Raw genomic sequence first — 20,947 nt, forward strand, 5'->3', positions numbered from 1 at the left:
AGAATGGTGCGGCACCCTTTCGGTCCAAAAATTGGTATTGCCCTTGAGCGATTCCGCTTGCGCGGTGCGCCCCTGTTGCCATGATCCGGGATCAATAGGGGAGTTCCTGGGATGGGTGGGCTGCTGGCCCCCGAAAATCTGCCGTTCGCCGTCGCACTGGCCTTGCTGGTGCTGCTGGTCATCGTGCAGGTTACGGGAATATCGGATTTTCTGGGCGACGCCGATGGGCATGACGCCGAACTTGATGCGGGGTCCGCGCTGGCCAGCGTGACCGGGTTGGGCGCGCTGCCGTTCGTGGTGTGGCTTTCGTTCTTCCTTGCGACCTTCGGGCTTGTCGGCCTGTCGCTGCAGCAGCTGGTGACGTCGTTCTTCGGCGCGCCATTCGGCCCCGGCGCGGCGACCGCGATGGGGCTGCTTGCCGCGTGGCCGGTGAACACCGTGATTACCCGTCTGCTGGGGCGCGTCTGGCCGCATGACGAAACCACTGCCGTGCCGGTCGATGCGCTGCTCGGGCGCAAGGGCACGATCGAGATCGGCCGCGCCACGCGTGGCAGCGCGGCGCGCGCGCAAGTGCGCGACATGCACGGGCAGGTGCATCTCGTCATGGTCGAACCGCACGAGGACAGCGCAACGCTTGGCGAGGGCTGCGAAGTCCTGCTCGTCCACCGCGAGGGCGAGACCTTCTATGCGGTGCCGGTCGACGGCCCGCTGCGCCTTGCCGACTGACTTTCTTGCAAAGTTCCTTCCTCTTCGGAGACTGACATGAACCAGCTTGTTCCCATCGGCATCTATGCAGGCACCGGCCTTGCGCTTCTGCTGGTGATCGCCTTCACCTTGACCCGGCTTTACCGCCGCGCGACCAAGGAAGTGGGCTTCGTGCGAACCGGCTTTGGCGGGGAAAAGGTGGTGATCAACGGCGGCGCGCTGGTGCTGCCGGTGCTGCACGAGACGATGCCGGTGAACATGAACACCGTGCGCCTTGCCGTGGAGCGCAAGAACACCGACGCGCTGATCACGCTCGACCGCTTGCGCATCGACGTGAAGGCCGAGTTCTACGTGCGCGTGCGCCCCGATGCCGGTGCCATCGCCATGGCCGCGCAGACGCTGGGCATGCGCACGATGCAGCCCGAAGCGCTGAAGGATCTGGTCGAAGGCAAGTTCGTCGACGCGCTGCGCTCGGTCGCGGCGGGCATGACGATGAACCAGTTGCACGAACAGCGCGCCGACTTCGTGCAGAAGGTGCAGCAGGTGTCGTCGAACGACCTGGCCATGAACGGGCTGGAGCTGGAATCGGTCTCGCTGACCGGGCTCGACCAGACCAGCATCGAGCACTTCAATGCCAACAATGCCTTCGACGCCGAGGGTCTGACCAAGCTGACCGAGCAGATCGAACTGCGCAAGAAGGCGCGCAACGACATCGAGCAGGACACGCGCGTGCAGATCGAGATGAAGAACCTCGAAGCAGAGCAGCAGTCCTTGAAGATCAAGCGCGACAACGAATTTGCCCGGCTGGAGCAGGAGCGCGAGATCGAGATGCGCCGCGCCGAACAGGCCGCCGAAGTGGCGCGCGAACAATCCTTGCGCAATCAGGAAGCCGAAGCCGCGCGGATCGAGGCCAAGAAGCTGGTCGACAGCCAGCAGATCGAGGCTGACCGCGCGGTGCAGCAGGCGCGGATTGCGCAGCAGCAGGCGATCGAGATCGCCCGCCAGGAGCAACAGATCGCGATCCAGAACAAGAGCCGTCAGGAAAGCCAGGCCAAAGCCGAGGCCGACGAAGCCCGCGCCAAGGCGGTCGCCGCCGAGGAACAGGTCGTAACCTCGCGCGAGACCGAAGTGGCCGAACGCGGCAAGCGCATCGAACTGATTGAAGCGGCCAAGGCGGCAGAGCGCGACGCAATCCGCGTTAAGGTGGAAGCCGAAGCCGAAAAGGCCGCTGCCGCCAACCGCGCCGAAGCCGCGCGGCTTGAAGCCGAAGGCGAGGCCGAGGCCGAAAAGCTGCGCGCCGAGGCGGCACGGGTGCGCTTCGAAGTGGAAGCGGCAGGCCAGCGCGCGATCAACGAGGCGGCTAACCTGCTCTCGTCCGACCAGATCTCGCTGCAGACCAAGCTGGCGCTGCTGAAAGTCCTGCCTGAACTGGTGCGCGAATCCGCCAAGCCGCTGGAAGCGATCGATTCGATCAAGATCGTGCAGGTCGATGGGCTGACCCGCTCGTCAGGCAGCGCCGGAGAGGGCGGGGCTCCCGCCAATGGCAACCTGGCCAGCGACGCGCTGACGGCGGCGCTGAGCTATCGTGCACAGGCGCCGATCATCGATGGACTGATGAAGGAACTGGGGCTTGATGGCGGATCGCTGGAGGGGCTGGTGAAGGCGGCGCCGGTGGTGGCGTCCGTGCCTGCCGATGTGCCGCCCTCAGAGTCGGAACTCTGAGAATCCTCCCTGATTTTCCAAAGGACAATCGGGGAGTGGGACCGCCAGCGCAGCTGGGGGTGGAGGGGTGATATTGATTGCCCCTCCGTCAGTCCTGCGGACTGCCACCTCCCCATTTGCACTTCGTGAAAATGGGGAGGAGCTGGATGGTATCGGCCCATTTGCACTTCGTGAAAACGGGGAGGAGCTGGATGGTGTCGGCCCATTTGCACTTCGTGAAAACGGGGAGGATCTTTAGGATCAACCGAGCCGCTTGGCGACCAAGTCCTGCAGGTTGGCTTCGGGCCTTGCGCCGTAATGCGAGATCACTTCGGCGGCGCAGACGGCGCCCAGCGTAAGGCTTTCGGCAAGCGGCTTGTTCCGGACGTAGCCATAGAGGAAGCCGGCGGCGAAGAGGTCGCCGGCGCCGGTGGTGTCGATGACCTTGGCGATCGGCTCTGCGGGCACGTGGGCGTGTTCGCCGTTGCTGATGGCGTGGGCGCCGTTTTCGCTGCGGGTGACGACGACGGTCGGCACCTTGGCGGCGAGCTGTTCGATACCGGCGTGGAAGTCCTCGATACCGGTGAGTGCGGCGAGTTCGTGTTCGTTGGCAAACAGGATGTCGATCTGGCCGTCAGCGATCAGGGCGCGGAAATCGTCGCCGTGGCGCGAGATGACGAAGGCATCGGAGAGGGTAAAGGCGACCTTGCGACCGGCATTGCGCGCGGCGGCGATGGCGCGGCGCATGGCCTTGCGCGGCTCTTCCGGGTCCCACAGGTAGCCTTCGAGATAGAGCACGCTGGCCGAGGCGATCTGGGCGTCGTCCAGCGCTTCGGCGGGCAGGAACTGCGAGGCACCGAGGAAGGTGTTCATCGTGCGCTGGCCGCAGGGCGAGACGAAGATCAGGCAGCGCGCCGTCGGCGGTTCCTCGGCGCGGGCGGGGGTCTGGAAATCGATGCCGCCGGCGCGAATATCGTGGGCGAAGACCTCGCCCAGCTGGTCATTGGCAACCTGCCCGATGAAGGCGCACTTGGCACCGAGCGCGGCAAGACCGGCGAGCGTGTTGGCAGCAGAACCGCCGGAGATTTCGCGCGCCGGGCCCATCGCGTCATAGAGCTCCTGGGCGCGGGCGGTGTCGACCAGCGTCATGCCGCCCTTGGCGAGGCCCAGCCGTTCGATGTCCGCATCCTCGCAAGGGGCCATCACATCGACGATGGCGTTGCCGATGGCGATGACGTCGTAAAGCGGTTCGGACATTCAGGCAGGCTCCGTGATTTCGGGAATGGCGCTGGCCTAGCGGCTAGGCTGGATTGCAGCAAGTGCGAGGGGAGGCAGCAATAGCGGGGGGCAGCAAGCGCGCGAACGCGCCGGGCGGGACGGCTCGCGCGCCAGTCCGCCCAGAGCCACGGTTGACGATGCGCCGACAGCGCGGCATCCCGCACCTGTGACGCATCCCAAGATCCTTGCCGTTCCCGCTCTGGCTCTTCTGCTCGCATCCTGCGGTGGGGGAGCGGTGCCTTCGGGTGGAAAGACTCCGGTTGTGCGATCCGCTTCGTCAGCTCCGGTGCGGACCACGGTGCCGCGTCCGGCTCCGGTGGGCAAGCCCGTCGCGCAAGTGCAGATGATCCCGGGCCTTGAAGGCGTGATCGGAGCGGACGCACTGCAATTGGGTCGCGTGTTCGGCACGCCGCGGCTTGATGTCATCGAGGACGATGCCCGCAAGATGCAATGGTCGGGGACGGCCTGCATTCTCGACGTCTATCTCTATCCACATGCGAACGGCGGCAAGCCCGCTGCGACTTACGTCGATGCGCGACGCGGGGACGGGCGTGACGTTGACCGCGCGGCTTGCGTGGCCGCGCTCAGGAAGGCGCCGTAACCGCGCAGGACGGGGCTGCGGGAAGCGTCGCCCAAGGCGCAAAGGCTGAGACGCCTTCGCGGGAGACATCGGCCAGCGTGTAGCGATCGAGCACGGCGAGGAAGGCTTCCAGCGCTTCGGCCAGGACACTGCTGAGCGCGCAGTTGTTGCGCAGGGCGCAAGCGGCGCAGTCGGCCAGGCGCATGCCCTTTTCGAGCTGGCGCACCGCTTCGCCGACGGTGATTTCCGCTGCCGGGCGGGCCAGCGTGATGCCGCCGCTGCGGCCGCGCTGCGATTGCGCGAGGCCCGCCTGCACCAGCCCTTGCGCCACCTTGGCAACGTGGTGGTAGCTGAGGCCCTGCTCGGCCGAGAAGGCGGGCAGGCTGACCGCCGAGCCCTTGCGCGCGAGCACGATCAGCAGGCGCAGGCCAAAGTCGGTGTGCTGGGTAAGTTGCATGGCGCAGAGATGATTTTTCCGCTTGCGTGAATCAAGCAAATTAAATACCGGTATTTCCAATACCTGATTGGAGATCCCTGATGCGCACCGCTTCCGAACATGCAAAGACCATCGTCAAGGCCACCGCTCCGGTGATCGAAAAGCACGGAGTGGACATCACCACCGCCATGTACAAGCGCCTGTTCCAGAACGAAGATGTGAAGAACATGTTCGATGCAGCCGCGCAGGAAAGTGGCGAGCAGCCGCGTCGTCTTGCCGCAGCGATCCTTGCCTATTCGAAGAACATCGACAAGCTGGAGAACCTCGGCCCGGCGGTGACGCGGATGGTGCAGCGCCACGTCGAAACCGGCGTGAAAGCCGAGCACTACCCCTATGTTGCCGAGGCGCTGCTGCCGGCGATTCGCGACGTGCTGGGTGCCGAAGTTGCCACCGACGAAGTGCTGGCGGCTTGGGGCGAGGCTTACTGGATGCTCGCCGACATCTTGATTGCCGCCGAAGCCGACGCTTACGCCGCAGCAGCCTGACCCCCAGATCGAGGGCCGTTGCTGCAACGCGCCCGCCTGCCGTGGATCCCCTCAGAAGCGGCAGGCGGGCTTTGTTGTGTCTGCGCTACTCCGCGGCGAAGCTGATTTCGGCGTGGGCGCGCAGGCGCTCGACCAGCGCTTCACCGAGGACCGCGCCGGGGGTGCCTACCATGCCGGGGGCCTTGGCCGAGAGCAAGGCGATGCCGGTTTCCGCGATCATCCGGCTGGTCGAGCCATAGCCGGGATCGTACCGCCCCTTCACGCCATAGCGGATGGTCTGGCCATCGGGCATTTCGCCGAGGAACAGGACATCGTAGAAACCGGTCTCCCGCTCTTCCTTCGAGGGGCCTTCGCCCGGTTGCGGATCGTCGGGGCGGCCGATCATCGGGGTCTTCGTCATGTGCTCGGCTATGGCCTTGCCCTGATCGCCGGGGCCGGTGAGGACCATCTCGTCGTAGACGAAGTCCGTGCCCCAGGCGTGGCCGAGCAGCGCGTTGGTTCGGTGGACGTTCTTGGTGTTGATCGCCGCCATGATGAACGGCGTTTCCCATGAATCCAGCGCATCGTCGTGCTGGACCTTGTCGCCCGCAGGCTGGGCTGGGCCTTCGAAACCGGGGTAAGGCAGAAGCTGCTTTGCATCAGCGGGATCAGCGAGGGGTCCTTGCCCAAGGCGGCGAGCGTGGCCTTGAGACTGGCGGCGGTCCCGCCCGAGGCGCCACCCTTCATGCCGCGCACGCGCCCTTTGACGCGGGGGCGGGGCGGCCAAACCGCGCCACCGCTTCCTTCTGCAGCATCAGCACGCCCAGATCGAACGGGATCGAATCGAAGCCGCTCGAAAAACAGATGCGCGCGCCGGTGCGCTGGGCCGCTTCGCCGTACTTGTCGATCATCTGGCGCATCCAAACCGGTTCGCCGCACAAGTCGGCATAGTCGGTGCCGGCCGCGATGCAGGCGGCAAGCAGCGGTTCGCCATAGAGCTGGTAGGGGCCGACCGTGGTTACGACGACCTTGGCCTGCTCGACCATGGCCTTGAGACTTGGGGGATCGGCGGCATCGGCGACGATCAGCGGGGTGTTCTTGGGCGCCTCGATCAGCGCACGCACTTCGGCGAGCTTTGCCGCCGAGCGCCCGGCCATGGCCCAGCGCGGGCCTTCCTGCCCGTAATGGCGTGCCAGATATTCCGCGACCAACCGCCCGGTGAACCCCGTCGCCCCGTAGACGACAATGTCATAGGGCCTTTCCGACTTCTCCATCAGCCTCTCCGCCTGTTGTGCTTATGCACGGCAGCTTGGCGAGTTCGGTGACGATTGCAACCGGATTTAAGCGGAAGGTTAAGGCGCTGCTACAGGCGTGGCAGCGTTACGCCGCGCTGGCCCATGTATTTGCCCGCGCGGTCGGCGTAGCTGACTTCGCACGGTTCGTTGCCCTGCAGGAACAGGAACTGGCAGGCGCCTTCGTTGGCGTAGATCTTGGCCGGCAGCGGCGTGGTGTTCGAAAATTCGAGCGTGACGTGCCCCTCCCAGCCCGGCTCCAGCGGCGTGACGTTCACGATGATGCCGCAGCGGGCATACGTGCTCTTGCCGAGGCAGATCACCAGCACGTCGCGCGGCACGCGGAAGTATTCGACGGTGCGCGCCAAGGCGAAGGAGTTGGGCGGGATCACGCAGACATCGGTCTCGCGGTCGACAAGGCTGGCGCCGTCGAAGTTCTTGGGGTCCACCACAGCGGAATCGACATTGGTGAAGATCTTGAACTCGGGCGCGACGCGGGCGTCATAGCCGTAGGACGAGAGGCCATAGCTGATGCAGCCATCACGGCGCTGGTTCTCGACGAAAGGCTCGATCATGCCTTCGTTGAGCGCCTTGTCGCGGATCCACTTGTCGGAAAGAATGGCCAATTGGCTCTCCCATGTGAAGCTTGTGCGGGAATGCCCACCCCGACCCCTCCCGCTTGCGGGAGGGGGAAAGGCCCCAGAATGTCTAGGCGAGATTGGCGGGGCCGAAGGCGTTGGGCAAGAGCACCGACAGGCGCATTTCCACGGTTTCCTGCGCGCCGACGCAGATCACCAGCGGATCGGTGCCGCCCAGTGCCGCCAGCTCATTGAGAATCTGGCGGCAGCGGCCACACGGGCTGATGGCCGCCTCGACCGCGCCACCCATGCCGCCAAGCACTGCCACGGCCAGCAGGCCGCCGCGGCGTCCGGCGTGCGAAGCGACGGAGGCGGCCACCGTTTCTGCGCAGAGCGAGAGGCCGTAGCTGGCATTCTCGAAGTTCGCGCCGGTGACGATCGCGCCGTCATCGAACAGCAGCGCCGCGCCGACGTGAAAGCCGGAGTAGGGGGCGTAAGCCGTGTCCATCGCGCGCCGGGCGGCGGCGATCAGGTCCTCGCGGGAAGCGGTCAAAAGGTCAGTCACGCAAAGGTCCTCACGGTTGCACCACCACCCAATGCACGGGCTTTGTGCTGGCATCCAGACGCAGGCGATCGCTTGCCGTCCACATCACCCATGGCCGGCCCGCATAAGTCGGTGCGAGGAAATCCTGCGCCACCCAGATATTGCGATCGATCCGCGCGGCGAGGTGGTACTCCTTCTCGAGACTGCGCGAAACCATCAGGATCACCGGCTTTTCGGCGTGCTTTTCCACCTGGTTGAGGAACGTGGTCAGCTCGCTTTGCATCTGCGCTTCGCCGGGGACCTGCGGGCAGGTGCGCGAATCGATGTCGAGCCGGATGGCGGGCGGCAGCAGGTCCTTGTCGCGCGGGACGATGGTGACGAAATTGGCGGCCTGCGCATCGGCCGGAGCGCACAGGTCATAGACGTGGAGCGCGCCGACCTGCATGCCCCGCTGGCGCGCGGCGATCACGCCATCGGCAAAGGCAGTGTCTCGGGTCGAGGTTCCCTCGCTTGCGGTGAGGTAGGCGAAATCCGCACCTGCAGCGCGCAGCAGGCGCCAGTCGATCGGGCCGTCATCGTCGCTCAGCCAGACGCCTTGCACGGCATAGTCGCGGCGGTCCGGCATCCAGTTGCGGGCCTTCCACCAGGCAAAGCCACCGGCGATCATGGCCACCAGCAGCAGGACGCCAAGAATGCGTCTTCGTGCCGCACCAGGGCGGCCAGTTTTCCGTTTTTTCGGCATATCGAGAGTTGCGCGCCCCGAGTCTCAGATCAGCCCCTGATATGCAGCACGCAGATCAGGGTAAAGAGCCGACGGGCCGTGGGAAAATCCGTATCGATCTTGCCTTCGAGGCGTTCGAGCAGGGTATCGGCAGCATCGTTGTGAATGCCGCGCCGGGCCATGTCGATCGTCTCGATCTCGGACGCGGTGGCCTTGCGAATCGCCTGATAGTAACTGTCGCAGATCGCGAAGTATTCTCGGATCGGGCGGCGAAAACGGCCGAGGCCGAGAATGATCGTCTCGAGCGGGGTGCCGGCATCGTCGGCAATGGCAAGCACCAGCCGCCCGTCATCCACCGACAGCTTGAGCCGGTAGGGCCCGGTGTGCCCCGCCTCGAACGCGCGCAGCGGCTTGAAGGTGTTTTCCTCGATCAGATCGAAGATCGCGATGCGCCGCTCCTGCTCGATATCGGCGTTGCGCCAGATGATCGTCGCTTCGTCCAGCTCGATATGCGAGATGCGCGGGTCGGCCATATAGGCTTCCTGTGTTGCAGACGCGTGGGGCTCGGGCAAGGCTTTTGACCCGATGCTCCCCGCTATCCACAGGGGCGATGCATTGCCGGATCGGGCCGGTTCGGGCACTATGCTGGCCATGTCCGCCAGCGAAGCCATCCTCACCCGCGAACCTTCGGAAATCCGCGCTCTCCCCTCCAACGTCGAGGCGGAAGCGGCCTTTCTGGGGGCGGTGCTGATCGACAATCGCATTCTGGAAGAACTGCAGACCCCGCTGAAATCCGAGCATTTCTTTGCGGCCGTCCATGGCCGCGTGTTCGAGCGCATCCAGGCGCTGATCGATCGCAAGGCAGTGGTCACCCCGGTGACGCTCAAGCCCTATTTCGAAAGCGACGAGGGGCTGAAGGAACTGGGCGGCGTTGCCTATCTGGCGCGGCTGACGTCTGACGGCCAGGGCCTGCTAAACCCGCGCGAGTTGGCCGAGCAGATCTATGACCTCGCCCTGTTGCGCGAGCTGATCTCGGTCGGGCGCAATCTCGTCGAAGGCGCGTTGGACACCAGCGATTCGGTCGCCCCGCTGGAGCAAGTGGAGAAGGCCGAAGCCGCGCTCTATGCCGTGGCCGAAGGCGCGCAGACCGGCAGCGAGGCGCAGAGCTTTGCGCAAGCCACGCGGGCATCGCTGGAAATGATCGAGAAGGCACTGCTTTCGGGCGGCCATATCTCGGGCAAGACCACGGGCCTGACCTCGGTCAACGAGAAGATCGGTGGCCTGCACGATTCCGACCTTATCATCCTTGCCGGACGCCCCGGCATGGGCAAGACCTCGCTCGTCACCAACATCGCCTTCAACGCCGCCGACCGGCTGCGCCGCGACATGGCCGATGGCATTTCGCTCAAGGATTCGGTCGGGGCGGGCGTCGCCTTCTTCAGCCTGGAAATGAGCGCGGATCAGCTGGCCACGCGTATCCTTGCCGAACAGTCGGGCATCAGTTCCGAAGCGCTGCGCATGGGCCGCATCAGCCGCGAGGATTTCCAGCAGCTGTCCTTCGCCAGCCAGCGTCTGGCCGAATTGCCGCTGTATATCGACGATACGCCGGCGCTGACGATCGGGTCACTGCGCGCCCGGGCGCGCCGGTTGAAGCGTCGCCACGACATCGGCCTGATCATCGTCGACTACCTGCAGCTGCTGCAGGGATCGGGCCGCAGCGACAACCGCGTCAACGAAATCTCGGAAATTTCGCGAGGGCTCAAGACCTTGGCCAAGGAACTCTCGGTTCCCGTCATCGCGCTTTCGCAGCTTTCGCGTGCGGTGGAACAGCGTGACGACAAGCGCCCGATGCTTTCGGACCTGCGCGAATCGGGCTCGATCGAGCAGGACGCCGACATGGTCTGGTTCGTGTTCCGCGAGGACTACTACGTCGCTGCCAAGGAGCCGAAGCAGCCGCAGGGCAATGACGACGCCAAGGTGCAGGAAGCCCACGCCGCCTGGCAGGCGGAAATGGAGCGCGTCTATGGCCTGGCCGAACTGATCGTGGCCAAGCAGCGCCATGGTTCGACTGGCAAGGTCCGCCTGCGCTTCGAATCGCGCATCACCCGCTTCAGCGATCTGGCGCCGGACGACCTGCGCGCGGCTTATGCGAGCGATGATGAGTAGTTTTCTTGACTTTTCCACACCCTCGGCCTAGCTGCCGTCCTTTCCGTATCCTTTGATTGATTGGAGTGCCTGATGGCGCGCGTTACCGTCGAAGATTGCGTCGACAAGGTCCCCAACCGTTTCGATCTCGTCCTTCTGGCTGCCGAGCGCGCACGCGCGATCTCGGGCGGCGCCGAACTCACCGTCGATCGTGACCGTGACAAGAACCCGGTCGTCGCCCTGCGCGAAATCGCCGAAGAGACCGTGCGTCCCGCCGTGCTCAAGGAAAACGTGATCCAGTCGCTGCAGCGCGTGCTGCCTGACGACGATGATGAAGTCGATGAAATCGGCTCGCTGTCGCAGTCGGCCGAAGCGCTGCGCATCACCGCCGCGGCACCGGTGCGCAACACCTCGCTGGGTGCCGATTACGACGGTTGATTTCAGTTTGAAATCAATGGCTTAGATTAAAGCTCGTAGTTCGCGCTGCGGGCTTTTTTCATGTGTTAACGCCTATCAGGTGTTCTCAAGCCGCTCGGCCATGAGCTGCCAGACCTTGTTGATCGCCTTCAGCGGGCGGACCATGACCTTGAAATCGACGATGCGGCCTTCAAGGTCGAAGCGGATCAGGTCGATGCCGTTCACCTTGATGCCGCCCATCTCGCATTCGAACTCGAGGCAGGCCTCGGGTCCGTCCACCAGTTCGCGCACATAGCGGAAGGTGCCGTTGCCGAAGACCTGGCCCGCGGCGGTGAGATACATCAGCACCTTCTCGCGGCCCTCTTGCGGGGTGTGGACGACGGGGGAGTGGAACACGGCATCGTCTGCGACGAGCTCGTCGAGCAGCGCGGTATCGCCGCTGACCATGTACCGGTGCCAGGCTGCAAGGCCGAGTTTCATGTGCTTCTCCCGTTGTTCTGGTTCTGGTTAGGGCAGGGGCGCTGCGCCGGCATTGATCCGGCGCAACGCAAGAAATCTAGCCGAGATGCTGCGCAAAGAAATCGCGAGTGCGACGATCGGCGAGGGCGGCACCTTCCTCGTCACGGCGGCTGCCCATCTCGGCGGCAAAGCCGTGGTCGAGGCCCTCATAGTCGTGCAGCGTGACCTTCGGATGCGGATCAAGGCCATCGTGAATCGCCTTCTGCGCTTCGGGGCCAACGAAGTGGTCAGCCGTGGGAATGTGCAGCATCAGCGGATTGGCGATGGCGTGCGATTCGTTCAGCATCTGGTCGATCATCACGCCGTAGTAGCCAACCGAGGCGTCGATATCGGTGCGCGCCGCGGCCATGTAGGCCATGCGTCCGCCCAGGCAGAACCCGACGAGGCCAACCTTGTCGATGCCTTCGTAGCCGCGCAGGAAGCGAATCGCAGCCTCGATGTCCTTCACGCCCTTGTCGGCATCGTACTGGCCGAAATAGCCCAGGGCTTCCTGGAACTGCTCTGGCACATCGGCATCGAGTTCTACGCCTGCCGCGAAGCGCCAGAAGATCTCAGGCGCCAGCGCCATGTAGCCCTGATCTGCCCAGGCCTCGCACTTGTGACGAATGCCGGGGTTCACGCCGAAGATCTCGGGGATGACGATGATGGCGGCACGAATCGGGCCATCGGGCGTGGCCAGATAGCCGGGGATATCGCCTTCGCCATCAAGTGCTGCAAACGTGATCTTCTCGCCCATGGTTGTTCATCCTGCGATTCAAAGGAGTTGGTCGAAAGCCATGTTGGCCCCGGCGGTGGACTTTGCCAAGCGTGCATGACAATCTCCGCCGACCAGCGGATGCCGGAAAGGGCGCACATGAAAGTCACCGTCGAAGTCGATTGCACGCCCGAAGAAGCCCGCCGTTTCCTCGGCCTGCCTGATGTTTCGAAAGCGAACGACGTCTACATCGAAAGCGTCGCCAAGGCGATGCAGGGGGCGGGCAGCCTCGACCAGTTGCAGAGCTTCGCCAAGCAAGTGGCGCCTATGGGCGAGATCGGACTGAAGCTGTTCCAGAACTTCATGGAGCAGGGCGGTCTTGGCGCAATGACAGGGGCGAGTTCCAAGAAGTCGAAGGACTGACGTTTCACGTGGAACAGTGTAGGGCGGGGCGGTGACCGATACCATCTTCGCCCTTTCCTCCGGCCCGCCGCCTGCGGGCATCGCCGTCCTCCGCATCAGTGGCCCACAGGCAGGCCCAGCGTTGCGTGCACTCTGCGGCAAGCTGCCTGCGCCACGCCGCGCGAGCTTGGCGACACTCGCTGACCCGACGGACGGTACGCATCTTGACCGGACGATGGTGCTCTGGCTGCCCGGTCCCGGTACGGCGACCGGTGAGGACAGCGCCGAACTGCATCTCCATGGCGGCCGTGCTGTTGTGGCCGCTGTCGAAGCAGCACTTGAGCGGCTGCCGGGATTGCGCCGGGCACAGGCGGGCGAGTTCACCCGCCGGGCTTTTGCCAATGGCCGCATCGATCTGGCCGAAGCGGAGGGCCTGGCCGACCTGCTGTCGGCGGAGACTGAACTGCAGCGGCGCGTTGCGCTGGCCATGGCCGAGGGTGCGCTTTCGCGCGACGTCGAAGAATGGCGCGCGGAGCTCCTGCGCATCTCGGCGAGGCTCGAGGCCGCGCTCGACTTTTCGGACGAGGACGATGTGGGTGAGGGGGAAGCCACGCTTCCCGCAGGCTTTGCCGGTGAGTGCATTGCGCTGGCCGAGCGAATCGACGCATGGCTTTCCCGTCCGCGCGCAGAACCGCTCAAGGAGGGCTTCCGCGTCGTACTTGCCGGGCCTCCCAACGCGGGAAAGTCGACGCTGTTCAATGCGCTTGTCGAACAGGAAGCGGCAATCACGGCGGCGGAGCCCGGCACGACCCGCGATGTTCTGACTTTCGCCGCCTCGCTCGATGGCGTGCCGTTCACCTTCGTCGACACGGCAGGACTGCGTGATGATCGCGCGGGAGAGATCGAGCGGATCGGCATTGCACGGGCGAGGGCGGCCGCAGAGAAGGCAGACCTGATCCTGTGGCTTGGACCTGAAGGAGAGGGGCCGGAGGGGCGGACGCTGTGGGAAATCGCAGCACGAGCGGACGATCCGATCGCGCCACGTAAATCTGACAAGGCGCTGGCGTTGTCGGCCCGGACAGGGGAGGGACTTGCAGCCTTGCGCTCCGCACTCGTCGACCATGCGCGACGCTCCCTACCAGCGCCGGGTCAGGCGGCACTGAACCAGCGGCAGCACGACCGGCTGAGCGAGGTCGCGGAAGCCCTGCGCTTTGCGGCGGTGGAGCGTGACGGATTGCTGGCGGCGGAGAACCTTCGCCTTGCTCGGCGCGCACTGGATGCTCTGGTCGGCAGGACCGGGACCGAGGACATGCTCGACGCGCTGTTCGGACGCTTCTGCATCGGCAAGTAGTGTTTCACGTGAAACACCGCACCTGAAACTTTGACGCGAATCCACAAGTCGCGTATCGCGCCAGTCATGCAGCAATTCGACATCATCGTGGTCGGCGGCGGACACGCCGGCGTCGAGGCGGCCGCCGTTGCGGCGCGGATGGGTGCGCGCACTGCTCTGGTCTCGTTCGATCCCGCAACGGTTGGCGCGATGAGCTGCAACCCGGCGATCGGCGGCCTTGGCAAGGGCCACCTCGTGCGCGAGGTCGATGCCTTTGACGGCCTGATCGCGCGCGCAGCAGACGCCGGAGCGATTCACTACCGCATGCTGAACCGGTCGAAGGGTAGCGCAGTGCAGGGGCCGCGCGTGCAGGCGGACCGCAAACGCTTCAAGGCGGCGATCCAGCTGATGATCGCCGCACAGCCGAACCTGACGCTGGTTGGTGGAGAGGCGGCGGCCCTCCATCTTGAACAGGGCCGCGTTGCCGGGATCGACCTTGCCGACGGTTCGCGGCTGGCGGGCAGGGCGGTGATTTTGTGCACGGGCACCTTCCTCGGCGGGCGCTTGTTCCGCGGCGAGGAGCGCATGGACGGCGGGCGGATCGGCGAGAGTTCGGCGCATCGCCTGGCTCAACAGTTGCGGGCAGCGGACTTGCCAATGGCGCGACTGAAGACGGGGACGCCGCCGCGCATCGATGGTCGGACAATCGACTGGGCACGCCTGCCAGAGCAGCCGAGCGACGCCGACCCGTGGACGATGTCACCGCTGACAAAGGATCGTCCGCTGCCGCAAGTGTTCTGCGCGATCGCGCGGACCAATGAACGGACGCATGAGATCATCCGGGCAGGGCTGGATCGCTCTCCCCTGTTCACCGGTGCCATCGGCGCACAGGGCCCGCGCTATTGCCCGTCGATCGAAGACAAGATCCACCGCTTCGGCGACCGCGATGGTCACCAGGTGTTCCTCGAACCGGAAGGCCTGGATGACCCCACCGTCTACCCCAACGGAGTCTCCACCTCGTTGCCGACCGATGTGCAGGTGGCGATGATCCGTTCAATGGAAGGGCTGGAGCAGGCCGAGATCACCGTGCCGGGCTACGCCGTCGAATATGACCACATCGACCCGCGCGCGTTGCGCCGGAGCCTCGAGGTCAAGGCCATCCCGGGACTCTATTGCGCCGGACAGATCAACGGTACGACCGGGTATGAGGAAGCGGCGGCGCAGGGACTGGTCGCGGGAATGCATGCCGCGGCGGCCGTGCTGGGGCGTGAGGCTCCTGAACTTGATCGTGCCAACAGCTACATGGCGGTGATGGTCGATGACCTGACCTTGCACGGCGTGAGCGAGCCCTACCGGATGCTGACCGCGCGGGCCGAGTATCGCCTCCGCCTGCGCGCCAACAATGCCAGTTCGCGGCTGACGCCGATTGGGCTTGCGGTCGGGTGCATTGGCGATGAGCGGGCCAGGTGGTTCGAGGCGCGGCAGGCGCAGCGGGGCCGATTGGAAGAGGCGCTGGCGCTGGCAGCAACTTCGACAGAACTCAGCCGTGCCGGCATGGCGGTCGGCGCGGATGGCGCCCGGCGCTCACTGGCCGAGTGGCTGCGCTTTCCGGAAGTGACGCTCGAGACTTTGCGGCCCTGGATCGGCGATGCCATCTTCGATCCACTTCTTGCCGAGGAGGTAGAGGAGGACGCGGCCTACGCGCCATACCTTGCGCGGCAGGATGCCGAACTGCGCGACTTGCGCGCGTCCGACCATGTGCCTCTGGGGGAGGGCTTCCCCTTTGCCGAGGTGCCGGGTCTGTCACGCGAAATGGTCGAGCGTCTGGAGAAGGCCCAGCCAGATACGCTTGCCGCAGCCGGTCGCATTGCCGGAATCACGCCAGCGGCTCTTGCCAGCCTCCTGGTTCACGCCCGGCGGAGGATCGCCGCATGACGATCGTTACCGAGGCCGAGGCGCAGGCGTGGCTGCCCGACGTGCTTGGCGTTGACGCGCCGGGCATGGAGCGTCTGGAGCAACTTGTGGCGCTGCTGCTCGAGGAGAACGAGCGGCAGAACCTCGTCGCGCGAGGAACGCTGCCGCACGTGTGGGTGCGCCACATCGTCGACTCCGCACAGCTGCTGCATGTTTCACGTGAAACACTTCCCGATGGTGAGTGGCTCGATCTCGGCACGGGTGCCGGCTTTCCCGGTCTGGCGATTGCTGCCCTGCAGCCGGATCGCCCGGTCACGCTGGTTGATTCCCGGCGTCTTCGCACTGAATGGCTTCAGCGCGCTGCGGATGCGTTAGGGCTTGGCAATGTTCGCGTGGTTCTGTCGCGGGTGGAGGATCTGCCGCCAGGTCCGCGTGCGGTCATCTCTGCTCGTGCTTTCGCGCCCTTGGACAAGCTGGTTGCTCTTTCCGCACGCTTTTCCACACCGGACACGGTCTGGCTGTTGCCGAAAGGGGCAGGGGCAGCGCAAGAATTGCAAATGCTCCCCGAATCATGGAATCACATGTTCCACGTGGAACAATCCCTGACGGATGCGAACGCTGGTGTGATTTGCGGCCGACTTCTCGGCGGCAGTCCACCGCGACCCTCGAACGCCAAGGGCAAACGCAAATGATCACGATCGCGGTCGCAAACCAGAAGGGCGGGGTGGGCAAGACCACCACGGCGATCAACATCGCCACCGCGCTCGCGGCAACGGGGTGGAAGACGCTGCTGATCGATCTCGATCCACAGGGCAACTGCTCGACCGGAATCGGCATCTCTGCGGGTGAGCGTGAGCGTTCTTCCTATGACCTGCTGATCGATCAGGCGCCCGTCGCCGAGTGCCTGATGGAGACCCGCATTCCGGGGTTGGACATCGTGCCCGCGACGGTCGACCTCTCCGGTGCGGAAGTGGAACTGGTCAGCGTCGAGGATCGCACCCATCGCCTGCGCAAGGTACTCAATGGCGACACCGGGCATGACATATGCCTGATCGATTGCCCGCCGTCGCTCGGCCTGCTGACGCTGAACGCCCTGACTGCGGCGGACACGATCCTGGTGCCCTTGCAGTGCGAGTTCTTCGCGCTCGAAGGGCTGAGCCAGTTGTTGCAGACGGTGGAGCGGGTGCAGGAGCGGTTCAATCCGGACCTCGGCATCCTTGGCATCGTGCTGACCATGTATGACCGGCGCAATCGCCTGACCGATCAGGTCGCCGACGACGTGCGCTCATGCCTGCGCGATCTGGTGTTCGAGAGCGTGATCCCGCGCAACGTGCGCCTGTCCGAAGCGCCGAGCCACGGGTTGCCGGCGCTGATCTATGACCATGCCTGCCCCGGTTCGCAGGCCTACATGAAACTGGCGCGCGAGCTGATCGGTCGCCTGCCCGAGAGGAGACAAGCGGCATGAGCGGCGAAGACGCAGTGAAGGCACCAGTGCGCAGGACCGGGCTTGGCCGTGGCCTTGGCGCACTGATGGGCGAAGTGCGACGCGAGGAGCCGATCGCGCGCATCTCGGTTTCGCCGGCTGACGTTGCCGAGAGCCGCGACGGCGGGCTGGCGCTGCTGACCGTCGCCTCGATCGAACCGCACCCGGAGCAGCCGCGTCGTCACTTCGATGAGGACGCTCTGGAAGAACTGGCGCAGTCGATCGCGGCGCGTGGCGTGATCCAGCCGGTGGTCGTGCGGCCGCTGTCGGGCGGACGCTATCAGCTCGTGGCCGGTGAGCGCCGCTGGCGTGCGGCTCAGAAGGCGCAGGTTCACGAAATCCCGGCCATCGTCCGCAAGCTGGACGATCGCGATGTTGCCGCGCTGGCGCTGATCGAAAACCTTCAGCGCGAGGATCTCAACCCGGTGGAAGAGGCGCGGGCGTATCAGCGCCTGGCCGACAGCGAGGGACTGACGCAGAACGACATCGCCAAGTTCGTCGACAAGTCGCGCAGCCATGTTGCCAACATGATGCGCCTGCTCGGGCTGCCCGATGAAGTGCTCGACATGGTGGTGCGCAGCGAACTGTCGATGGGCCATGCCCGCGCGCTGATCAACGCGCCCGATCCGATCGGCCTGGCCCGCGAAGTGGTGGCCAAGGACCTTTCGGTGCGCGATGTCGAGAAGCTCGCGCGCAAGGCCTCGCGGCCCGAAGGCCAGCGCAGGCAGGCGCGGGCGGGCAAGGATCCGGTGGGCGCGGCCGATCTTGCCGCGATCCAGCAGCACCTCGAGGACTTCCTCGGGCTCAAGGTCGTGATCCAGCCTGACTCCGATCCGACGACCGGAGCCGTGACGATTCGCTACAAGAACCTCGACCAGCTGGACCTGATCTGCCAGCGGCTGACCGGCGGTGAATTCTAAGTAATTGAAATTGCTGATGCATGCTGACGTCACAGCGTCAGCATTGCCTGCACCATCGGACATTAATTGGTCGATTAATTCTCGTTGACCGGGACGGGCTTGTGCGCATAGGCTGCGTGCAAACAACCAGAACCGGAGAGAATGGCCATGTCGCTCGACCTGATCCCGCGCACAGCCTATAATGAAGACCACGAAGCCTTCCGCCAGACCGTCCGCCGCTTCCTGCAGGACGAGGTAGCGCCGCATTCGAACGAATGGGCCGAGGCGGGCATCGTGCCCAAGAGCATCTGGCCAAAGGCTGGCGAGCTCGGCCTGCTGTGCCCGACAGTGCCCGAGGAATACGGCGGGCTCGGCCTCGACTTCGGCTACAACGCCATCGTCGACGAAGAGAGCGCCTATTACGGGCGCGTGGCCACCGGCTTCTCGCTGCAGTCGGACATCGTGGTCAACTACATCGTCTCCTACGGCTCGGAAGAGCAGAAGAAGAAGTGGCTGCCCAAGATGGTTTCGGGCGAGGTGATCACCGCCATCGCCATGACCGAACCCGGCACCGGCTCGGACCTTCAAGGCATGAAGACCACGGCCAAGAAGGACGGCAACCATTACGTGATCAACGGGTCGAAGACCTACATCACCAATGGCCAGAACGCCGACCTGATCCTGGTGTGCTGCAAGACCGACACCGAAGTGCAGCCGGCCTGGAAGGGTGTCTCGATCGTGCTGGTCGAAGCCGACCGCGAAGGTTTCAAACGCGGGCGCAATCTCGACAAGATCGGCCAGGACGAAGCCGATACGTCCGAGCTGTTCTTCGAAGATGTGCGCGTGCCGATCACCAACTGCTTGGGCGAAGAAGGCAAGGGCTTCATCTACCTGATGAGCGAGCTGCCGCAGGAGCGCCTGTCGATTGCCGTCAGCGCGCAGGCTTCGGCGCAGAAGGCGTTTGACGATACGGTCGAATTCACGCGCGAGCGCAAGGCGTTCGGCAAGCCGATCCTCGATTTCCAGAACACCCGCTTCACGCTGGCCGACATCAAGGCGAAGCTGCAGGTGGGCTGGGCGCACCTCGACTGGGCGCTGGCTCGGCACCTGAAGAAGGAACTGACCGCCGAGGAAGGCGCCGCGGCCAAGCTGTGGCACACCGAACTGCAATGGGAAGTGATGGACAAGTGCCTCCAGCTCCATGGCGGCGCAGGCTACATGAACGAGTATGCGATTGCCCGTGCATGGCGCGGTGCGCGCGTGACGCGCATCTTCGGCGGCACCAACGAGATCATGAAGGAGCTGATCGGGCGCAAGCTCTGATCAAAAAAGCTGATGCAAACGAAAGGGCCCGCTCTCCAGGTCGGAGGGCGGACCCTTTCCTCTGACATTCTGCCGGTTCAGCCGGTGTAGACGCGCTTTTCCTTGACCCGCTTGTCGCGGACCGGACGCCGCGGGATCACGCGGGCGCGCTTTGTCTCGACCCAGGTTTCGGTGACGACGGTCTTCTCGACGCAGGGCTTCTGCGGGGGCAGCATGACCGGCACCATCACATAGCCATAGGGCGCGTAGCCGGGATAATAGCCCGGATAGGCTCCGGGGTAGGGCCCACCGGGATAGGGCTGCGGCGGGAGCGAGGCGAAATAATCGTCGCATTCGCGGCGCAGGCCCTTGTCCTCGGCCTTGTCGATCACATTGCCAGCCACTGCACCGACGGCAGCACCGGCGACCGTGCCGAGCACGCGGTTGCCCTTGCCGGCGATGCGGTTGCCCGCCACGCCTCCAACGACGCCGCCGAGCAGCGCGCCACCGACGCCCTTGTCACCATAGACCTTGGCGCAACGCTCGTTCATCTCGGCCCAGCGCGGATCTGGCTGCGGATAGGCCTGGGGATAGTAGCCCTGCGGCGGCGGAGGTGGCGGCGGCGGCGGCGCATCCACCACGGGCTGGGTCATCACCACCGTGGGATAGGGCGCGCCGATCATGGGCGGGTAATAGACGGGACCAGTCGCACCGCCGTAATAACCACCGGTGTAGCTCCCCTGCCACCCACCGCTGACGGGACCGGGACGACGGTGTTCACCAGCCAAGGCCGGAGATGACACTGCACCCAGCGCAACGGCTGCGATCAAGAGACGACGAAGCATGCGGTTTGCCCCTGAAAAGGTTCGTTAACCGCAAACTTACCATCATGACCCGCATAAAACCAAGGTTTCAGGCGGGCGAGAGTCCCGTCTGTCCCGAATCGGGGCAGGAATCAGATACGGGTCGCGATTGCCACCGCCAGCGCCTCGATCCCGCGCGCATCGTCCTCGTCGAAACGGTCGGGCGAGGGGCTGTCGAGATCGATCACCGCGATTACCGCGCCATCGCGAATCACCGGCACGACCAGTTCGGAACGGCTTGCCGCGTCGCACGCGATATGGCCCGGAAAGGCGTGCACATCGGGCACGAGCTGGGTCGTGGCGGTCGCCGCCGCCGTGCCGCATACGCCCGAGCCGAGCGCGATACGGATGCAGGCTGGCTTGCCGACGAAGGGGCCGAGCACGAGCTCCCCGCCGACCATGCGATAGAAGCCTGCCCAGTTCAGATCCGGCAGATATTGCCAGATCAGCGCGGCAAGGTTGGCCATGTTGGCGATGCCGTCGGGCTCGCCATGGGTGAGGGCCTTGGCGGCCTCGAGGAGATCGGCGTGGAGTTCGGCGCGGCTCTGGCCGTCGGTGGGTGCGAATGTGAACATGGCAAGGCATCTAGCGCAACCGGACCGAAAAGTCGCGCCGCGCAA

Annotated in this window: 23 protein-coding genes and 1 pseudogene; 13 read left to right on the forward strand and 11 right to left on the reverse strand. The window is 64.9% G+C overall.

Translation table 11 applies throughout. The annotated features are described in order from the left end of the window. The first annotated feature begins 111 nt into the window (after positions 1-111). Both C7W88_RS05365 and C7W88_RS05370 read left to right on the forward strand, forming a co-directional pair. A complete protein-coding gene (locus C7W88_RS05365; RefSeq protein ID WP_118072782.1) occupies positions 112-726 on the forward strand; it encodes an OB-fold-containig protein in 615 nt (204 codons plus the stop codon). Between the two features lie 36 nt (positions 727-762). Continuing rightward, complete coding sequence (locus C7W88_RS05370) at positions 763-2,427, forward strand: flotillin family protein (protein ID WP_118072783.1); 1,665 nt, start codon at positions 763-765, stop codon at positions 2,425-2,427. Between the two features lie 240 nt (positions 2,428-2,667). Here the strand turns inward: C7W88_RS05370 and C7W88_RS05375 are convergent, their stop codons facing one another. Further along, positions 2,668-3,663: an adenosine kinase gene (locus C7W88_RS05375; protein WP_118072784.1), complete on the reverse strand. Its 996-nt coding sequence runs from the start codon at positions 3,661-3,663 to the stop codon at positions 2,668-2,670. Between the two features lie 187 nt (positions 3,664-3,850). On the opposite strand from C7W88_RS05375, the gene C7W88_RS05380 reads away from it, so the two are divergent. Next, complete coding sequence (locus tag C7W88_RS05380; protein ID WP_240344843.1) at positions 3,851-4,285, forward strand: hypothetical protein; 435 nt, start codon at positions 3,851-3,853, stop codon at positions 4,283-4,285. Here the strand turns inward: C7W88_RS05380 and C7W88_RS05385 are convergent. Beyond that, positions 4,269-4,721 carry an Rrf2 family transcriptional regulator gene (locus tag C7W88_RS05385; RefSeq protein WP_118072785.1) on the reverse strand — a complete coding sequence of 151 codons (453 nt, stop codon included), beginning with the start codon at positions 4,719-4,721 and terminating at the stop codon, positions 4,269-4,271. The genes C7W88_RS05380 and C7W88_RS05385 overlap by 17 nt on opposite strands. An 80-nt stretch (positions 4,722-4,801) precedes the next feature. Between C7W88_RS05385 and C7W88_RS05390 the strand changes: the two genes are divergently transcribed. Further along, a complete protein-coding gene (locus C7W88_RS05390) occupies positions 4,802-5,245 on the forward strand; it encodes a globin domain-containing protein (RefSeq protein ID WP_118072786.1) in 444 nt (147 codons plus the stop codon). Between the two features lie 85 nt (positions 5,246-5,330). On the opposite strand, the pseudogene C7W88_RS05395 reads toward C7W88_RS05390, so the two are convergent. The 5 genes and pseudogenes from C7W88_RS05395 to C7W88_RS05415 form a co-directional block, all read right to left on the reverse strand. Next, positions 5,331-6,498, reverse strand: a pseudogene (locus tag C7W88_RS05395) (trans-acting enoyl reductase family protein). A gap of 89 nt (positions 6,499-6,587) precedes the next feature. Beyond that, entirely contained in the window at positions 6,588-7,142 is a 555-nt protein-coding gene (gene dcd, locus C7W88_RS05400; protein WP_039333155.1) for a dCTP deaminase, read from the reverse strand. 82 nt (positions 7,143-7,224) lie between these two features. After that, on the reverse strand, positions 7,225-7,659 hold the full coding sequence (locus tag C7W88_RS05405; RefSeq protein WP_255418796.1) for a cytidine deaminase: 435 nt from the start codon (positions 7,657-7,659) through the stop codon (positions 7,225-7,227). Between the two features lie 10 nt (positions 7,660-7,669). Next, complete coding sequence (locus tag C7W88_RS05410; protein ID WP_240344908.1) at positions 7,670-8,305, reverse strand: glycoside hydrolase family 25 protein; 636 nt, start codon at positions 8,303-8,305, stop codon at positions 7,670-7,672. Positions 8,306-8,409: 104 nt separating this feature from the next. After that, positions 8,410-8,892, reverse strand: a complete 483-nt coding sequence (locus C7W88_RS05415) for a UPF0262 family protein (RefSeq protein ID WP_118072789.1) — start codon at positions 8,890-8,892, stop codon at positions 8,410-8,412. A gap of 118 nt (positions 8,893-9,010) precedes the next feature. On the opposite strand from C7W88_RS05415, the gene C7W88_RS05420 reads away from it, so the two are divergent. Both C7W88_RS05420 and rpoZ read left to right on the forward strand, forming a co-directional pair. Then, on the forward strand, positions 9,011-10,525 hold the full coding sequence (locus tag C7W88_RS05420) for a replicative DNA helicase (RefSeq protein WP_118074590.1): 1,515 nt from the start codon (positions 9,011-9,013) through the stop codon (positions 10,523-10,525). 72 nt (positions 10,526-10,597) lie between these two features. Continuing rightward, positions 10,598-10,942, forward strand: a complete 345-nt coding sequence (gene rpoZ / locus C7W88_RS05425) for a DNA-directed RNA polymerase subunit omega (RefSeq protein ID WP_039333165.1) — start codon at positions 10,598-10,600, stop codon at positions 10,940-10,942. A 75-nt stretch (positions 10,943-11,017) separates the two neighbouring features. Here the strand turns inward: rpoZ and C7W88_RS05430 are convergent, their stop codons facing one another. Both C7W88_RS05430 and C7W88_RS05435 read right to left on the reverse strand, forming a co-directional pair. Continuing rightward, positions 11,018-11,401 carry a nuclear transport factor 2 family protein gene (locus C7W88_RS05430; RefSeq protein ID WP_118072790.1) on the reverse strand — a complete coding sequence of 128 codons (384 nt, stop codon included), beginning with the start codon at positions 11,399-11,401 and terminating at the stop codon, positions 11,018-11,020. 76 nt (positions 11,402-11,477) lie between these two features. Further along, the gene (locus C7W88_RS05435) at positions 11,478-12,176 is read right to left on the reverse strand and encodes a dienelactone hydrolase family protein (protein WP_118072791.1); all 699 of its coding nucleotides are present in this window, start codon (positions 12,174-12,176) and stop codon (positions 11,478-11,480) included. Between the two features lie 117 nt (positions 12,177-12,293). Here C7W88_RS05435 and C7W88_RS05440 point away from each other — a divergent pair, with 117 nt between their 5' ends. From C7W88_RS05440 to C7W88_RS05470, 7 genes are all read left to right on the forward strand, one after another. Then, a complete protein-coding gene (locus C7W88_RS05440) occupies positions 12,294-12,557 on the forward strand; it encodes a DUF6489 family protein (protein ID WP_118074591.1) in 264 nt (87 codons plus the stop codon). A gap of 31 nt (positions 12,558-12,588) precedes the next feature. After that, on the forward strand, positions 12,589-13,887 hold the full coding sequence (gene mnmE / locus C7W88_RS05445; protein ID WP_118072792.1) for a tRNA uridine-5-carboxymethylaminomethyl(34) synthesis GTPase MnmE: 1,299 nt from the start codon (positions 12,589-12,591) through the stop codon (positions 13,885-13,887). Positions 13,888-13,953: 66 nt separating this feature from the next. Beyond that, a complete protein-coding gene (gene mnmG, locus C7W88_RS05450) occupies positions 13,954-15,801 on the forward strand; it encodes a tRNA uridine-5-carboxymethylaminomethyl(34) synthesis enzyme MnmG (RefSeq protein ID WP_118072793.1) in 1,848 nt (615 codons plus the stop codon). Next, on the forward strand, positions 15,798-16,472 hold the full coding sequence (gene rsmG, locus C7W88_RS05455) for a 16S rRNA (guanine(527)-N(7))-methyltransferase RsmG (protein ID WP_118072794.1): 675 nt from the start codon (positions 15,798-15,800) through the stop codon (positions 16,470-16,472). The genes mnmG and rsmG overlap by 4 nt, the downstream gene beginning before the upstream one ends. Beyond that, a complete protein-coding gene (locus tag C7W88_RS05460) occupies positions 16,469-17,245 on the forward strand; it encodes a ParA family protein (RefSeq protein ID WP_118072795.1) in 777 nt (258 codons plus the stop codon). The genes rsmG and C7W88_RS05460 overlap by 4 nt, the downstream gene beginning before the upstream one ends. Beyond that, a complete protein-coding gene (locus C7W88_RS05465) occupies positions 17,242-18,183 on the forward strand; it encodes a ParB/RepB/Spo0J family partition protein (protein ID WP_118072796.1) in 942 nt (313 codons plus the stop codon). The genes C7W88_RS05460 and C7W88_RS05465 overlap by 4 nt, the downstream gene beginning before the upstream one ends. A 147-nt stretch (positions 18,184-18,330) precedes the next feature. After that, positions 18,331-19,485 (forward strand): acyl-CoA dehydrogenase family protein, encoded by a 1,155-nt coding sequence (locus C7W88_RS05470; protein ID WP_118074592.1) that lies wholly within the window; start codon positions 18,331-18,333, stop codon positions 19,483-19,485. Positions 19,486-19,562: 77 nt separating this feature from the next. Here C7W88_RS05470 and C7W88_RS05475 read toward each other — a convergent pair whose 3' ends face one another. Both C7W88_RS05475 and C7W88_RS05480 read right to left on the reverse strand, forming a co-directional pair. After that, on the reverse strand, positions 19,563-20,309 hold the full coding sequence (locus tag C7W88_RS05475; RefSeq protein ID WP_118072797.1) for a glycine zipper 2TM domain-containing protein: 747 nt from the start codon (positions 20,307-20,309) through the stop codon (positions 19,563-19,565). A 110-nt stretch (positions 20,310-20,419) separates the two neighbouring features. Then, positions 20,420-20,902 carry a GAF domain-containing protein gene (locus C7W88_RS05480; RefSeq protein WP_118072798.1) on the reverse strand — a complete coding sequence of 161 codons (483 nt, stop codon included), beginning with the start codon at positions 20,900-20,902 and terminating at the stop codon, positions 20,420-20,422. Positions 20,903-20,947 lie beyond the last annotated feature (45 nt).

Source organism: Novosphingobium sp. THN1, from assembly GCF_003454795.1.
Lineage (GTDB): Bacteria > Pseudomonadota > Alphaproteobacteria > Sphingomonadales > Sphingomonadaceae > Novosphingobium.

Bases quoted from the DNA above. Each gene is read 5' to 3' on its own strand.
- C7W88_RS05430 (WP_118072790.1), bottom strand. From the start codon at position 11,401: ATGAAACTCGGCCTTGCAGCCTGGCACCGGTACATGGTCAGCGGCGAT.
- C7W88_RS05440 (WP_118074591.1), top strand. From the start codon at position 12,294: ATGAAAGTCACCGTCGAAGTCGATTGCACGCCCGAAGAAGCCCGCCGT.
- C7W88_RS05475 (WP_118072797.1), bottom strand. From the start codon at position 20,309: ATGCTTCGTCGTCTCTTGATCGCAGCCGTTGCGCTGGGTGCAGTGTCA.
- C7W88_RS05435 (WP_118072791.1), bottom strand. From the start codon at position 12,176: ATGGGCGAGAAGATCACGTTTGCAGCACTTGATGGCGAAGGCGATATC.
- C7W88_RS05365 (WP_118072782.1), top strand. From the start codon at position 112: ATGGGTGGGCTGCTGGCCCCCGAAAATCTGCCGTTCGCCGTCGCACTG.
- C7W88_RS05480 (WP_118072798.1), bottom strand. From the start codon at position 20,902: ATGTTCACATTCGCACCCACCGACGGCCAGAGCCGCGCCGAACTCCAC.
- mnmG (WP_118072793.1), top strand. From the start codon at position 13,954: ATGCAGCAATTCGACATCATCGTGGTCGGCGGCGGACACGCCGGCGTC.
- C7W88_RS05390 (WP_118072786.1), top strand. From the start codon at position 4,802: ATGCGCACCGCTTCCGAACATGCAAAGACCATCGTCAAGGCCACCGCT.
- C7W88_RS05385 (WP_118072785.1), bottom strand. From the start codon at position 4,721: ATGCAACTTACCCAGCACACCGACTTTGGCCTGCGCCTGCTGATCGTG.
- C7W88_RS05460 (WP_118072795.1), top strand. From the start codon at position 16,469: ATGATCACGATCGCGGTCGCAAACCAGAAGGGCGGGGTGGGCAAGACC.
- C7W88_RS05465 (WP_118072796.1), top strand. From the start codon at position 17,242: ATGAGCGGCGAAGACGCAGTGAAGGCACCAGTGCGCAGGACCGGGCTT.
- rpoZ (WP_039333165.1), top strand. From the start codon at position 10,598: ATGGCGCGCGTTACCGTCGAAGATTGCGTCGACAAGGTCCCCAACCGT.
- C7W88_RS05370 (WP_118072783.1), top strand. From the start codon at position 763: ATGAACCAGCTTGTTCCCATCGGCATCTATGCAGGCACCGGCCTTGCG.
- rsmG (WP_118072794.1), top strand. From the start codon at position 15,798: ATGACGATCGTTACCGAGGCCGAGGCGCAGGCGTGGCTGCCCGACGTG.
- C7W88_RS05410 (WP_240344908.1), bottom strand. From the start codon at position 8,305: ATGATCGCCGGTGGCTTTGCCTGGTGGAAGGCCCGCAACTGGATGCCG.
- C7W88_RS05470 (WP_118074592.1), top strand. From the start codon at position 18,331: ATGTCGCTCGACCTGATCCCGCGCACAGCCTATAATGAAGACCACGAA.
- C7W88_RS05375 (WP_118072784.1), bottom strand. From the start codon at position 3,663: ATGTCCGAACCGCTTTACGACGTCATCGCCATCGGCAACGCCATCGTC.
- C7W88_RS05420 (WP_118074590.1), top strand. From the start codon at position 9,011: ATGTCCGCCAGCGAAGCCATCCTCACCCGCGAACCTTCGGAAATCCGC.
- C7W88_RS05415 (WP_118072789.1), bottom strand. From the start codon at position 8,892: ATGGCCGACCCGCGCATCTCGCATATCGAGCTGGACGAAGCGACGATC.